This is a genomic window from Ruegeria sp. CE8, assembly GCF_056537465.1.
This window is the reverse complement of record NZ_JBQFRP010000007.1, coordinates 39438-53169: the sequence shown is the minus strand read 5'-3', so window position 1 is coordinate 53169 and position 13732 is coordinate 39438. Positions and strand designations below refer to the sequence as shown.

Sequence of the window (13732 nt, the reverse complement as noted above, 5' to 3'; positions counted from 1 at the left end):
TTATCCCCGCACCCGCTGCATCAGACAGAATTGGGCCGCGCCGAGGGTCACTGTCCCCGCCCCTACGACGCTGCCCAATTCCTCCCCGATAACCTGCCATTCGCCGTCCGGCAGAGTGACCCTTGCTGATTCTGTCTCCAGATTGAACGCGCAGAACACCTGTTCGGTGCCATTCTCGCGCAGGAACGACAGGATTGGGCCCGACTGTTTCATATCGATCTGCCGACCGGACATCAGCGCAGAATGCGCATGACGCAGCGCGATGGCGCGGCGATAGTGGTGCAACATCGAGTTGGCCTCCTGTTCCAATCGGTCAACAGCTTGGTCAGCCTGAGTCTGGCTAACCGGTAGCCAGGGGGTTCCTGAAGTGAAACCGGATTGTTCGTCCTGCGCGGCCCAGACCATCGGCGTGCGGCAGCCATCGCGCCCTTTGAATTCCGGCCAGAATTCAATGCCATAGGGGTCTTGCAGGAGCTCAAAGGGAACATCCGCTTCGGGCAAGCCCAGTTCCTCGCCCTGATACAGGCAAGCTGATCCGCGTAGGCACATCATCAGAACGGCGTGCTGACGGAGCGCCGCGTCGTCCAACTCCCACCGGGACGCGTGACGCTGAACGTCGTGGTTCGAGAATGCCCAGCATGGCCACGCGTCGCCCGCCTTCTCTTCCAGTTGGTCGAACACTTGCTTGGCGTAAGTTGCTGTCAAAGCGCGCTTTTCCAGGAACTCAAACGCATAACACATGTGCATGCGCTTATCGCCGCTGGTGTATTCGCCCATGATCTCGAGCCCGCGCTGTGCGTCACCGACCTCGCCCAAACAGGCGCGGCCCTCATACTCGTCGGTCAGCGCGCGTAACCGCTCAAGGAAGGCAATGTTCTCAGGCTGGCTCTTGGAATAGAGGTGATCCTGATGATTATACGGGTTCACCATCGGCGCGATTGAAGCATTGCGCTGATCCATGGGCAGGCCAGGATTGTCACGCAGTTGCTTGTCGTGGAAATAGAAGTTGATGGTATCCAATCGGAACCCATCGACGCCGAGATCTAACCAGAACCGCGCCACATCCAACAAGGCATCCTGCACATCCGCGCAATGAAAATTCAGGTCCGGTTGCGACGTGAGGAAGTTGTGCAGGTAATACTGCAGGCGGCGAGAATCCCACTGCCAAGCCGAACCGCCAAAGATCGACAGCCAGTTGTTCGGCGGCGTGCCGTCGGGCTTGGGATCAGCCCAGACGTACCAGTCGGACTTGTCATTCTCGCGATTGGACCGGCTTTCTTTGAACCATGGGTGCTGATCCGATGTGTGCGACAGCACCAGATCGATCATCACCTTCAGACCGTGCACATGCGCGCGATCCAGAAGTTCTTTAAAGTCCTTCATGGTCCCGAACATCGGATCGACATCGCGATAGTCGCTGACATCATACCCGAAATCCTTCATCGGCGACTTAAAGAACGGAGAAATCCAGATGGCGTCAACGCCCAGCGAAGCGATGTATTCCAAGCGCTGGGTGATACCTTTCAAGTCTCCGATTCCATCACCATTGCTGTCCTGAAAGCTGCGCGGATAGATCTGATAGATGACCCCGCCACGCCACCAGTCGGACGATGCTTTGGTTGCTTTGTTGAGTTCCACGGTGTTCTGCACGTTCATCAGACGCCTCTATTTGACGGACCCGGCCAACAGGCCACGGACCAGGTATTTTTGCATTGCGAAGAAGACAGCCAGCGGTACGGCGATTGAAACAAATGCCGCCGTGGCGAGGATTTCCCAGTTACCGCCGCGTGTGCCCAATAGCTCGACGATGCGGTTGGTCATAACGGTAGTTTGGCCCGACGCGTCGATCAGGAAGACCTTAGCGACCAGTAAGTCATTCCACGTCCAGAGGAACTGGAAGATCGCGAATGACGCCAGCGCCGGGAAGCTGAGCGGCAGGATCAGCTTGGTAAAGATTTGGAATTCGGTCGCGCCATCAACCCGAGCGTTTTCGATCAGGTCTCGGGGCAGCCCGGCCATGTAGTTGCGCAACAGGTAGATCGCCAGAGGCATGCCGAAACCAGTATGGGCCAGCCAGACCCCCAGATAACCTTTGCCAATGCCAATATTGAGGTGGAATTTCAAAAGCGGGATCAAGGCCAACTGCAGTGGGACGACCAGCAAACCCACGACGGCGGCAATAAGCAGCGCTCGTCCGGGGAAATCCATCCACGCCAAGGCATATGCCGCAAAAGCTGCAACGAGGATCGGGATAATGGTGGCCGGAATTGTTACGGTCAGCGTATTGAAGAACGCCCGCCCCATGCTGTCGGTGCTGTCCTCGGCCAGCAAGACCTTATGGTAATTGTCCAAGGTGAACTCAGGGGGCAATTCGGCCGTTACGAAGACACGCGACCCGCGGCTGCCGGTGAACTCTTCCGGGTTCTGCATCCGGTAGTTGCCTTTGGCATCGACCGTGATTGTCCCACCATTGCGCAATTCTGCGGTATCTCCGGGGGCGAATGCATCAACGGCCCTGGAGCTGACACCCCATTTTGAAATCGCGGCTTTGGTTTCGTCGCCAAATAGGTTGCCCTCGATCACGTACATTCCGTTTTCCAGCACCTGCGTGTCAGGTGCCGCGCTGCGCAGAGTCAGGTTCTGCTCGGACGGAAACAGCGACCGCCACCAACCGCTGGTCGCAATCTGGTCAGCCGTGCGGAAGGATGAGATCAGCAGCCCAAGAGTTGGCACGACCCACAGTACCACCAGGAAGATGACCGAGGCGTGAACAACCCATCTGAGGGCAGGTTTGGTTCCAGCAATATCGTTCACGGCCTACTCCATCTCTTTGCGCGCATTGCGCACGTTCCAAACGAGGATCGGAGCGACCAGCAACATGATCACCATGGCCGAGGCTGAGCCCACGCCCCAGTCATTGGCCCGAAACAGCTTGTCATACATGTAGTTGGCCAAAACCTGCGTCTCCCACTGGCCGTTGGTCATGGCGAAGACGATGTCGAAGACCTTCAGAACGGTAATCGTGATCGTGGTCCATACGACCAGTATTGTTGTCTTGATCTGAGGCACTTTGATCCGGAAAAAGATCTGAAACGGGTTGGCGCCATCCAGAATGGCCGCTTCGACGGTCTCCTCGGGGATGCCACGCAGGGCAGCTGACAGAATGACCATGGCAAACCCGGTTTGAATCCAGATCAGGACAACCATCAGGAAGAAACTGTTCCAGAAAGGGATCGTCAGCCAGGTCTGCGGCTCGGTCCCGCCGAAAAACAGGTACAGCGCGTTGAGCATGCCGATCTGATCCTGCTCGGCCGGGCGGGTGTCGTAGACCAGTTTCCAGATGACCGAGGCCCCCACGAACGAGATCGCCATGGGCATAAAGATCAGAGACTTGGCGATGTTCCCCCAACGGATGCGGTCAGTCAGTTGCGCTACAAGCAGGCCAAAGGCTGTCGACATGGCGGGCACGACGATCAGCCAGAACATATTGTTGCGCATCGCTTCCCAAAACTTGGGTTCGTTGGCCATCTGGACATAGTTGTCCAAGCCAACCCATTCGTACCCACCGCCCGGGACCCGATCCGTCAGCGAAAGGCGCAGCGTTTCGACGACCGGATAGGCCAGATACAGCCCCAACGCAGCCAACGCCGGAAACAGGAACAACCAAGGCCGGATCATGTTCGCGCGGTTGATGTTACGGCCAGCGTTCGGCCCGCGAGGCGGGAACAGAACTTTGTCCAGAAACTGATTGGATAGGTAGAAATAGCCCACGCAACCTGACACGCCGATGGCGATGGTCAGCAGGCCCTGAAATGCCGGATGCATGCCGCTCTCCCTTGCGACGGAGGGGTCAGGCGGCCCGCTTTTGCGGGTCGCCCGGTTTCAATCGATTAGTCCAATGCGTCCCAGGAAGACTGGATTTCATCGGCAACCTCTTGCGCCGGAGTACCCCCGGTATAGTCGACCATTCCCGTCCAGAACGTGCCCGCGCCCACACCACCTGGCATCAGGTCGGACCCGTCAAACCGGAAGGTTGTCGCCCCCAGAAGAATGTCGTTCATCTTCTTCAAAGTCGGGTCTGAGAACACCGAAGTATCGACGCCCTTATGCGGTGTCAGGAAGCCGGTCAGCGCCATCCATGTTTCGTGCGCCTCTGGCGTTTGCAGGTATTCGATCAACGCATGCGCGCCGGGGCTGTCGTTTGTGATCGCCCAAACCGTACCGGCACCCAGTACAGGGCTGCCAAGGTCCTTGCTTTCGTACGCCGGGAAATAGAAGAAATCAGCATCCTCACCTACAACCGTGCCTTCCGGGAAGAAGGCCGGAATGAACGAGGCCTGGCGGTGCATGTAACACTGCGGAGGCGAGCTGAACATGCCCTTCGGGCTGTCGCGGAAATCTGTTGTGGCAACTGCACCGGCACCACCGGCCACATAGTCATCATTGCGGGCAAACGCGCCGAATTCTTCGATCGCAGCAACAACCTTCGGATCGTTGAACTTCAGCTCGTTTGCGACCCAGGCATCATAATCCTCAGGCGATTGTGTGCGCAGCATCATGTCCTCGACCCAGTCGGTCGCCGGCCAGCCAGTCGCGCCACCGGAGCCCAAACCGATGCACCACGGCGTTTCGCCATCGGCCACGATCTGGTCTGTCAGCGCCTTCAGTTCCTCCATCGTGGTGGGGACTTCGTACCCGGCATCTTCAAAGTTCTCGGGCACAAACCAGACAAGCGACTTCACGTCGACCTTGTAGAAAAAGCCATACAGATGATCCTGGCCGCCAGGACCCGCATAGGTCCCCAGATCAACCCACGACTGCCCGGCGGCATAGTTGTCACGAATCCAGTCTGCAGTCCCATCGCCAAGCGGTGTCAGAAACCCCGCCTTGGCCATATCCGAAGCCAAGCCGGGCTGGGGGAACACTGCTACATTGGGCGCCGACCCTGCCTCGGCATCGATTCTGATTTGCTGTTCGAAGCTATCCGATCCGACATAGGCGTATTCGTGCCCGGTTGCGGCGGCAAAGCCATCCAGCACCTTTTCGACATTCTCCTGATCAGGCCCCAGCCATGGGCCGAACACGGTAACCTTGTCGGCCTGCGCCGCGCCCGCCATCAGGGCGAACGTCGCCGCTCCTGCATAAAGCGAGTGTTTCATGAAGCTTCCTCCCAACATTACTAAGCGCCTGCAAGACTCATTTTCAAAGCGCTTTGGATGTTGAGCTTTATCCGCTAACATTCAAAATATGTCAATAATCTGTTTACTGCGCCCCAAAATATTAATATTGAAACCCAATCAGGGAAAAACGTGTCTAAGGGTGAAAACCGCCCGCAATACACGAAACAGAAAAAATTGAAGGCGCTTTGAATCGACGATGAACCTAAAGCAGCTCTCAGAAATTCTCGGCCTGTCCCAGACCACGGTCAGCCGCGCGCTGAATGGCTATCCCGAGGTAAATGAGGACACGCGCATTCGTGTTCAGGCCGCCGCAGCCAAACACGGATACCGTCCGAACAGCCGAGCCAAGGGCTTGGCGACTGGACGATCCATGGTAATTGGTCACGTGATCCCAAGTTCGTCACAGCATGAAATGGTGAACCCGATCTTCGGGGATTTCGTCGCCGGTGCCGCCCGCAAGTATGGAGATCATGGCTATGACATGATGTTCACCAACGCCGACGACACCTCGATCGAGGAGGCATATCGCAGCCTGTTTCAACGCGGCGCGGTCGATGGGGTGGTTCTGCAAGGCCCAAAGGTCAACGAACACAGAATCGAGGTCTTGAACCGGATGGGTGTGCCGTTCATCGTACACGGCAGATCAACTGGCGTGGACGTGCCCTATGATTGGATTGACGTGAACAATAAAAGCTCATTCCTGCGCGCGACCCGGTTTCTGATCGATCTTGGACATCGCCGCATCGCGCTGATCAACGGGCTTGAGGATATGGATTTCGCCCAACGCCGACGTGCAGGGTATCTTGAGGCGCTAGATGATGCCGGCCTGTCCCCCGACCCCGATCTGATGCGCAGCGCCGAGATGACCGAGGTCTATGGGCATCACGAAACGCGCGACATGCTGCGTCTGGATGAACCGCCAACCGCCATTCTGACGTCATCGATGATTTCTGCCATTGGCGTGCGGCGCGCGCTAAACGAGGCGGGGTTGGAAATGGGAAAAGATGTCTCGGTCATTGCCCATGATGACGACCTCTCATACCTCAAGAACGGTCAGGATGTGCCGATTTTCACGGCCACCCGATCCTCGGTTCGTCAGGCCGGTGAAATGGCGGCAGAGATGTTGATCGAGCGCATCAAATCCCCGGAAGATCCCGTAAAAACTAGATTGCTGGAGGCCGAACTGGTAGTTGGCGGCTCGACCGGCCCCGCCCCAAACAGGTTCTGAAAATGAAATACACGCGTTCGGATTTCCCCAAAGACTTCCTCTTTGGCGTTGCAACTTCTGCCTACCAGATCGAAGGACACGCTCAGGGCGGCGCTGGGCAGACCCATTGGGATACATTTGCAGCATCACCCGGCAATGTGGTGCGCAATGAGAATGGCGATCTGGCTTGTGACCATCTACATCGCTATCCGCAGGATTTCGATCTGGTGCGTGATGCCGGTTTCGACTGCTATCGCTTCTCAACCAGTTGGGCGCGCGTGTTGCCCGAAGGGCGTGGTACGGTGAACCAAGCTGGCTTGGACTATTACGATCGCCTGGCCGACGCACTTCTGGAACGCGGCATTCGCCCCTGTGCGACCCTGTACCACTGGGAGCTGCCCTCGCCCCTCGCCGATCTTGGCGGATGGCGAAATCGCGATATCGCACATTGGTTCGCAGATTTCACCGAGATTATAATGGGCCGGGTCGGGGACCGCATGTACAGTGTAGCCCCAATCAATGAACCCTGGTGCGTCAGCTGGCTGAGCCATTTTGAAGGCCATCACGCACCGGGCCTGCGCGACATCCGCGCCACAGCCCGTGCGATGCATCATGTCCTGCTTGCTCATGGTCGTGCCATTGAGGCGATGCGCGGTTTGGGAATGTCCAACTTGGGCGCTGTGTTTAATCTGGAATGGGCTGAACCCGCCGATGACAGCCCCGGCGCACGCAAGGCTGCTGATCTTTATGACGGAATTTATAACCGCTTTTTCCTGAGCGGGGTGTTCAGTAAAGCCTATCCGCAAAACGTGCTGGACGGGCTGGAACCTCACCTACCCTCTGGCTGGCAAGACGATTTCGACACCATCGGCACACCCGTCGACTGGTGCGGATTGAACTACTACACCCGCAAACTGATTGCGCCCGATGAAACTGCGTGGCCCAGCCTGAAGGAAATCCCCGGCCCGCTGCCCAAGACCCAGATGGGGTGGGAGATTGAGCCTGACGCCCTGACACGCTTCCTGACACGCACCATGCGCGATCACACTGGCGATCTGCCGATCTTTGTCACCGAAAACGGCATGGCCAGCCCCGAGCGTCAGCAGGATGACGACCGCATCGACTACCTGAACGGACATCTGGCCGCAGTCCAAAACGCAATTGAGCAAGGCGTACCGGTCAAGGGCTATTTCATTTGGTCGTTGCTGGACAATTACGAATGGTCCTTTGGCTATGAAAAGCGGTTCGGGCTGGTCGACGTCGACTTTGATACGCTGGAGCGCACACCCAAGGCGTCGTACAACGCGTTGAAAACCGCTCTGGCCGGAAGTTCCGTTTCTCTGCCGATGGCCCAACCTGCAGGCGCCATGCACGAACATTGGAACCTTGTTGCGGATATTGGCGGAACCAATACCCGTCTGGGTGTTATTTCAAACGGAGAACTGACGGACCTTCGCAAATACCCGACCGGCTCGCTGTCCGAGTTGCTGGACGCCTTTCACAGCCTGCGCGACGAGCTTGGCACCGATCCCCGCGCTGTCGTTGCGGCCGGAGCTGGCCCGGTCAAGGACGGGACGATCCGGTTGACGAATGCGCATCTAGATCTGTCAGAGCGCGACATAGGCAAGGCAACCGGCGCGCAGCATACGTTTGTTATCAACGACTTTACTGCCGCTGCATGGTCCGTCGCCGAAATCACTGGCGACGATGTCGAAGTTCTGCAGGGGGCAGCAACCCCACCCGCTGGAACGCGTCTAGTGGTGGGCCCGGGTACAGGGCTTGGCGTTGGTGCTCTGTTGTATTCGGAAGGGCGATACCACACTGCGTCCGGTGAAGGCGGGCATGTTGGTCTTTCACCTCGCCACGAGGATGAAGTGGAAATCTTCAAAGCCGCTCGCCACGTCGCCCCGGACTGTTTCTTCGACGACAGCCTCGTTTTGGAAGCGGAAATGTTCCTAAGCGGTACCGGCTTGCCAATTCTTTACAAGGCGGCCAGCTTGGCCGCTGGCCAATCTGACGCCCCACTGCGCACCGCCAAGGATATTTTACAGGACGCGCAATCAAAAACTAACCCGGTCGCCGTCAAAGCAGCCCACATGTTCACAACCCATCTTGGGGCATTGATGGGCGATTTAGCCGTTGCATTCATGCCCACAGGCGGTGTCTTTCTTGTAGGCGGAGTGGCCGAAAAGAACCGATGGCTGTTTAAGGATGCGTTCCGGGATGCCTTCAATGCTGGCGGGCGGTTCAGTGAATTGCGCCGCTCAATGAACCTGTATGTGTCCGAACAGGATGAATTTGGCATTGTTGGCGCTAACAATTTCTGCAAAAGTGCGCTCGCGCGGTAAACTGGCCGCCTGACCCCATTACAGAAAGGACCTCGGCATGATCCTGTGCTGCGGTGAAGCCCTGATCGACATGATCGCCGAACCGACCGCCTCAGGTGCGCAAGGGTTCGTGCCCCATTCGGGAGGCGCGATTTTCAATACCGCTATTGCGCTTGGGCGTCTGGGTGCACCGGTCGGACTATTGACCGGCTTGTCCTCCGACATGTTTGGCCAGCAATTGGCGGAAGCGCTGAAAGACAGCCATGTGGACACAAGCCATGTAATCCATTCGGACCGCCCCACGACGCTAGCCTTTGTCCAACTTCAAGATGGGCACGCAACATACAGCTTTGTAGACGAAAACTCGGCTGGCCGAATGCTATTGCCCGAGGACATGCCGACGCAATTGCCCGCCGCTTCGGCCTTGTATTTCGGCGGTATCAGCCTCGCCTGCGAACCCTGTGCAGACGCCTACGCCGCGCTGCTGAGTCGCCACGGATCGGATCGGGCAGTTATGTTGGACCCGAATATCCGACCCGGTTTCATCAAGGATCAGACCCGATATCGTACCCGGCTGAATAGTATGATTGCACAGTCCGATATCGTGAAGGTTTCAGATGAGGATCTGGACTGGATCATCCCAGGGCCTGAAACTCTGGCAGAAAAGGTTCCTTTGCTGCTGCAGGCAGGACCTGCAGTGGTAATCGTCACCCGTGGCCGCGAGGGGGCTGTCGGCTATCTGGCGGACGGTTCAGAAACCTCGGTATCAGTTCAGGCAGTCGAAGTGGCTGACACGGTCGGTGCCGGGGACACTTTCAACGCCGGAGTTCTGGCCGAGCTGGACCGGTTGGGCCGGCTGTCCAAAACCGAACTAAGAGCACTGAGCACAGACGACTTGCGGGCCGCCCTTTTGAAAGGTGCAAAAGTGGCTGCCATCACCGTCTCCCGCGCCGGGGCGAACCCGCCCTGGGCGCATGAACTTTGACCCCACGAGAGACGCAGATGAAAAGATCAGAAATCAACGAAATTAAGTCTGAAGCACAGGCTTTCATCCACTCATTCGGGGCGGTTCTGCCGCCCTTTGCGACCTGGTCACCCGAACAGATGCGCAGCTCTCAGGCACAGGACATCCGTAGTCGCGGTCTTGGTTGGGACATCACCGACTACGGTCAGGGCCGTTTTGATGAGCTAGGTTTGTTTCTCTTTACGCTTCGCAATGGCGACGTTCAGGACCTGAACAAAGGCCGGGGGATGCTCTACGCAGAAAAGCTACTGGCTTCGCGGGAAAAGCAACTGTCTCCTATGCATCGCCACATCGTCAAAGCTGAAGACATCATCAACCGGGGTGGCGGCGATCTGGTGATGGAAATTTATGCCTCGGACCCCGATGGCGGGATCGACCGTGACAACCCGGTGGTGGTTCCCAGCGATAGCTGTCCAGTCACAATTCAGCCCGGCGAATTGCTGCGTTTGAAGCCCGGCCAAAGCGTAACGTTGATGCCCGGCATTTGGCACGCGTTCTGGGCGGAAAAAGGCGATTGCCTGATTGGCGAGGTCTCAACCGTGAACGACGACCGAACCGACAACGTGTTCGAGGACCCCATCCCGCGCTTTGCAACCATAGAAGAAGACGCAGAGCCGGACTTCCTGCTGGTATCCGACTACTAAAAAGCAGTCAGTGAGTCCCGCGGGGCACGAAATACGGGTCGATCAGAATCGTCTCGCTTGGTTTCGCGGGGTTTGCCAACCGTCGTTCCAACAGCCAGATGACACGCTTGACCGCGTCATCGATCGGATTGCAAACGGTCGACAGATCAAAGGTCGGCCATCCCGCGATGTTAATGTCGTCGAACCGCACAGTTGACAACGCCTCCAGGACCGCATCTTCGTTCTAAACGCTGGCCGCATCGAACAGGTCGGCACCCCCTCCGAAATTTATCACAACCCGGCCTCAACCTTCGTTGCCTCGTTTATGGGTGCCCCGCCGATGAACCTGATCGAGACGGAAATGGGTCAGGGGCAGGTCCGGATCAACGGCTATGGCGGGCCGTTGTCTGTGCAAGAGGCTTACTCTGGGGCGGTCACGATGGGTATTCGCCCTGAGGATGTTGTGCTGGACGATCACGGCAGTGTCACATTCCGCGTTGACATCCTTGAAGAACTTGGTGCCCACCGCCTGTTGCACGGGGTGATTTCTGATCAACCCTTCACTGTTTTGGTGGGTAAGGACCACGCAGCGAAAATCGGCGAAACACGCATCAGCCTGAAGCCAAACGCGCTGCGGCTTTTTGATAAGGCGACGGGGCAAAGACTGTGATTACCCAGACATTTGCGGACCATCCAGCGGTCACGGACGAACAGAGAGCGAGTATCCTCTCGGCCCCTCGCACGGCCGGAGCTCATAGGGCATTGTTGTCCGCCCTACCTGCTATGAACGCAGTGCAGCTGGGTGGCGTGGCACAGTCTGCACTTTTGCCTGCAGAGTTCACAGTTGCCGCTTGGAACGTTGAGCGCTGTCTGTTTCCCGAAGCAACGGCAGACCATTTGGTTCTGTTGCAAACTTATTAGATGGCAGAGCATCAGTGGAATTGGTGAGCGGTTTACCCCGCCAGTTGGGCGAACTGCTGAAACGGATGGAGTTCGAGCGTGAATTGACCTTTGCGGATCATGTTGACCAGTTCTATGTCCGCCAGGTTAGATGCGGCTTAAGTGAAAGATTTGAATCCCGGCATGGGTCTGATCCTTCGTTTGATGAACCGGTGATCATTGTTCAATGATGTTATTGAGGTATTTCCGCATGACCATTTCGATTGGGATCGGACGGCCGTAGCATATGAGCATCTTGTTGATCGCCTTGATGCCAGCTGTATTGGCTCCACTTTTGTCGATGACGATCTTGCGCGGTAGACCGTTCACGTCAAATGCGCGAGCGAAGAACTTCGTCGCGGCGGCTTTATTCCGGCGCTCGGATAACATGAGTTCAAGTGTCTTGCCGTGTTTGTCGATCGCTCGGTAAAGATAAACCCACTCGCCCTTCACTTTCACATATGTCTCATCCATGCGCCAAGAACAGTCTGCGGGGCGCATTCTATACCGCGCTGCTTCAGCAATGAGGCCTGCATTTCGGCTGACCCAGCGGTTTAGCGTTGCATGATCCAGATCAACGCCCACGTTCCGCCATGATTTCTTCCAGATCCCGGTATGACACGCCATAGCGCAGGTAGAAAAAAACCGCGTGCAAGATCACGTCTTTCAGAAAATGCGTGCCCTTAAATGAGATCGCCGCGGTTTGTTCCGGTTATGTCCCAGCACGCGTTGACAGAATTGCGTTCGGTCTGACAGGTGAGGCAGAGTTTGCGACAGAACCTGCCCAAAGTCATTGGCGGGCAGTTCAACGTGCTTGCAATGGATATCTACAAATAGGTGATCGGCCAGCAATACTTTGCAACAGAACAATCGGAAACATAAGCACTGTGCTGCCGATCAGCATACCAAGTGCGTTCACAAGTGGTCGTTGGCTTGAAAGGGCAGTGCTGCCCCAGACACCGGCAAAAGCATAGGACAGCGCCGCCCCAAGGATTGCCAGTTGTGCCAGATTACTCGGATTAAACTCAGTCAATGCGCTTGGCCCCATAATGAAGGCCACACCTAATATACCCAAGCCGAGCACCTGGCACGTCCGCCGCTCGGACGTCGCGAGCTTCTGGCGTGTATGGGTGACGGCCTGACGGAGTTTCTCCGTGGTCAGGCCCCGGGCTTAAGGTGGTTAAAGCTTTCCTTGAAAATGAGCTTGTCCAGTTCGAGCTCGGCGAAGATCTTCTTCAACCGCGCGTTCTCTTTCTCCGGGCTCTTCAGCTCCGACACTGCGCGCGCCCCATCCCGCCGAACCGTTTGCGCCAGTTGTTGTAAGTCGCATCGCTGATCCCAACGCTGCGGCACGCTGAGGCCACATCCGATCCAGCACTCAGCTTCAACTCGATTTCATGCAGCAACTTCAAGATGTCTTCGTCCGAGTGTCGCTTCCTCGCCATGACAGACCCCCTGCTGCAGCCAGTGTAGTGGCCCAGTTCTACGGGGAAGGACAGAAATGGTTGCGTTCAACTCTAGCCTTGTAGTACTGTCTTCCTATTAGTGTGCTCGGAGTGGGGCATCATAAATATTTGTGCGTATTGGTACGCGGCGACGAGATTTGTGGTGCATTTCGCTTTGGATTGTAATGGTGGGATAGTTTTTAACCGGGCTTTGCCCGAGGATCCTTTTCAACAGTCTCCGATAGGTGTTCCCTCCGGGCTTACTTTCAGTGGTCGTATTCTGCTGCGGCGATTGGAAGAAATTTCGGTAACTAGTAACTGGGGGAACGAATGGAAGACGTCGTCAACTCTGCCACATACACATCACCGATTGGGGGCTCATCGAAGCGCGCCTTTGATGTCGTCTTTTCGACAATGGCCATCATTGCGTTCTTACCCCTGTTTCTCTTGGTGATTGTACTCGTGAAGCTTTTCGCGCCTGGCCCCGTATTCTTCAAGCAGGAGCGCATTGGTTTTAATGGGGAAAAGTTTCAATGCATCAAATTTAGAACAATGGTGGTCGATGCGGAGAGAGCGCTAGAAGAGCTTCTCAAGTCTGACCCGGAAATCCGAAAAGAGTATAACCGCAGCCGAAAAATCAAGAATGATCCAAGAATCATTCCGTTCATTGGAAGTTTTCTCCGAAAGTCCAGCCTCGACGAACTGCCGCAATTTATCAATGTGCTCCGGGGCGACATGAGTATCGTAGGACCTCGTCCGATACAGAGTGGCGAAATGTCATACTATGGAAGACAGTTGCATAGCTACCTGCGCGCTTGCCCCGGAATAACTGGAGTTTGGCAAACGCATGGCAGAAGTGGAATCGGATACGAAGAACGGGTTCAAATGGACTCTGAGTATGTTGGAAACTGGACATTTATGCGCGACATTTGGCTGGTTTTCAAAACAGTTCATGTTGTTCTCGTCCAACGAGGATCGTGCTGACGC

The 13732-nt window shown here is 56.4% G+C and carries 12 protein-coding genes and 2 pseudogenes; 7 read left to right on the top strand and 7 right to left on the bottom strand.

Going from position 1 to position 13732, the window contains the following annotated elements:
• The 4 genes from ACR0AA_RS13010 to ACR0AA_RS12995 form a co-directional block, all read right to left on the bottom strand.
• Positions 1–1656: an alpha-glucosidase gene (locus ACR0AA_RS13010; protein ID WP_480756191.1), complete on the bottom strand. Its 1656-nt coding sequence runs from the start codon at positions 1654–1656 to the stop codon at positions 1–3.
• 9 nt (positions 1657–1665) lie between these two features.
• Positions 1666–2814: a carbohydrate ABC transporter permease gene (locus ACR0AA_RS13005; protein WP_480756190.1), complete on the bottom strand. Its 1149-nt coding sequence runs from the start codon at positions 2812–2814 to the stop codon at positions 1666–1668.
• A gap of 3 nt (positions 2815–2817) precedes the next feature.
• Positions 2818–3825: a carbohydrate ABC transporter permease gene (locus ACR0AA_RS13000; protein ID WP_480664448.1), complete on the bottom strand. Its 1008-nt coding sequence runs from the start codon at positions 3823–3825 to the stop codon at positions 2818–2820.
• Positions 3826–3890: 65 nt separating this feature from the next.
• Positions 3891–5159, bottom strand: coding sequence for an ABC transporter substrate-binding protein (locus ACR0AA_RS12995; RefSeq protein ID WP_480664446.1), 1269 nt, complete (start codon positions 5157–5159; stop codon positions 3891–3893).
• A 217-nt stretch (positions 5160–5376) separates the two neighbouring features.
• Between ACR0AA_RS12995 and ACR0AA_RS12990 the strand changes: the two genes are divergently transcribed.
• The 5 genes and pseudogenes from ACR0AA_RS12990 to ACR0AA_RS12970 all read left to right on the top strand — a co-directional run bounded on the left by ACR0AA_RS12990 (position 5377) and on the right by ACR0AA_RS12970 (position 10382).
• Positions 5377–6408, top strand: coding sequence for a LacI family DNA-binding transcriptional regulator (locus ACR0AA_RS12990; RefSeq protein ID WP_480664444.1), 1032 nt, complete (start codon positions 5377–5379; stop codon positions 6406–6408).
• A gap of 2 nt (positions 6409–6410) precedes the next feature.
• Positions 6411–7715, top strand: a pseudogene (locus tag ACR0AA_RS12985) (GH1 family beta-glucosidase); the annotation flags it as partial.
• Positions 7716–7733: 18 nt separating this feature from the next.
• The gene (locus tag ACR0AA_RS12980) at positions 7734–8735 is read left to right on the top strand and encodes a glucokinase (RefSeq protein ID WP_480664662.1); all 1002 of its coding nucleotides are present in this window, start codon (positions 7734–7736) and stop codon (positions 8733–8735) included.
• 37 nt (positions 8736–8772) lie between these two features.
• Positions 8773–9699 (top strand): carbohydrate kinase family protein, encoded by a 927-nt coding sequence (locus tag ACR0AA_RS12975; protein WP_480756189.1) that lies wholly within the window; start codon positions 8773–8775, stop codon positions 9697–9699.
• A gap of 17 nt (positions 9700–9716) precedes the next feature.
• Positions 9717–10382, top strand: coding sequence for a D-lyxose/D-mannose family sugar isomerase (locus tag ACR0AA_RS12970; protein ID WP_480664441.1), 666 nt, complete (start codon positions 9717–9719; stop codon positions 10380–10382).
• Between the two features lie 7 nt (positions 10383–10389).
• Here the strand turns inward: ACR0AA_RS12970 and ACR0AA_RS12965 are convergent, their stop codons facing one another.
• Positions 10390–10572, bottom strand: a complete 183-nt coding sequence (locus tag ACR0AA_RS12965) for a hypothetical protein (RefSeq protein WP_480756188.1) — start codon at positions 10570–10572, stop codon at positions 10390–10392.
• Between the two features lie 129 nt (positions 10573–10701).
• On the opposite strand from ACR0AA_RS12965, the gene ACR0AA_RS12960 reads away from it, so the two are divergent.
• The gene (locus ACR0AA_RS12960; protein WP_480756187.1) at positions 10702–11031 is read left to right on the top strand and encodes a TOBE domain-containing protein; all 330 of its coding nucleotides are present in this window, start codon (positions 10702–10704) and stop codon (positions 11029–11031) included.
• A 283-nt stretch (positions 11032–11314) separates the two neighbouring features.
• Here the strand turns inward: ACR0AA_RS12960 and ACR0AA_RS12955 are convergent.
• Together ACR0AA_RS12955 and ACR0AA_RS12950 are read right to left on the bottom strand one after the other, a co-directional pair.
• Positions 11315–11994, bottom strand: a pseudogene (locus ACR0AA_RS12955) (IS6 family transposase).
• Between the two features lie 571 nt (positions 11995–12565).
• Positions 12566–12745, bottom strand: a complete 180-nt coding sequence (locus ACR0AA_RS12950) for a transposase (RefSeq protein ID WP_480756186.1) — start codon at positions 12743–12745, stop codon at positions 12566–12568.
• 330 nt (positions 12746–13075) lie between these two features.
• Between ACR0AA_RS12950 and ACR0AA_RS12945 the strand changes: the two genes are divergently transcribed.
• Positions 13076–13729, top strand: a complete 654-nt coding sequence (locus ACR0AA_RS12945) for a sugar transferase (RefSeq protein ID WP_480756185.1) — start codon at positions 13076–13078, stop codon at positions 13727–13729.
• Positions 13730–13732: the final 3 nt, after the last annotated feature.

What these genes read in the sequence shown, in the direction of transcription:
- ACR0AA_RS12950 (WP_480756186.1), bottom strand. Translation starts at nt 12,745, where the DNA reads ATGGCGAGGAAGCGACACTCGGACGAAGACATCTTGAAGTTGCTGCAT.
- ACR0AA_RS12980 (WP_480664662.1), top strand. Translation starts at nt 7,734, where the DNA reads ATGGCCCAACCTGCAGGCGCCATGCACGAACATTGGAACCTTGTTGCG.
- ACR0AA_RS13000 (WP_480664448.1), bottom strand. Translation starts at nt 3,825, where the DNA reads ATGCATCCGGCATTTCAGGGCCTGCTGACCATCGCCATCGGCGTGTCA.
- ACR0AA_RS12995 (WP_480664446.1), bottom strand. Translation starts at nt 5,159, where the DNA reads ATGAAACACTCGCTTTATGCAGGAGCGGCGACGTTCGCCCTGATGGCG.
- ACR0AA_RS13010 (WP_480756191.1), bottom strand. Translation starts at nt 1,656, where the DNA reads ATGAACGTGCAGAACACCGTGGAACTCAACAAAGCAACCAAAGCATCG.
- ACR0AA_RS12945 (WP_480756185.1), top strand. Translation starts at nt 13,076, where the DNA reads ATGGAAGACGTCGTCAACTCTGCCACATACACATCACCGATTGGGGGC.
- ACR0AA_RS12970 (WP_480664441.1), top strand. Translation starts at nt 9,717, where the DNA reads ATGAAAAGATCAGAAATCAACGAAATTAAGTCTGAAGCACAGGCTTTC.
- ACR0AA_RS12990 (WP_480664444.1), top strand. Translation starts at nt 5,377, where the DNA reads ATGAACCTAAAGCAGCTCTCAGAAATTCTCGGCCTGTCCCAGACCACG.
- ACR0AA_RS12975 (WP_480756189.1), top strand. Translation starts at nt 8,773, where the DNA reads ATGATCCTGTGCTGCGGTGAAGCCCTGATCGACATGATCGCCGAACCG.
- ACR0AA_RS12960 (WP_480756187.1), top strand. Translation starts at nt 10,702, where the DNA reads ATGAACCTGATCGAGACGGAAATGGGTCAGGGGCAGGTCCGGATCAAC.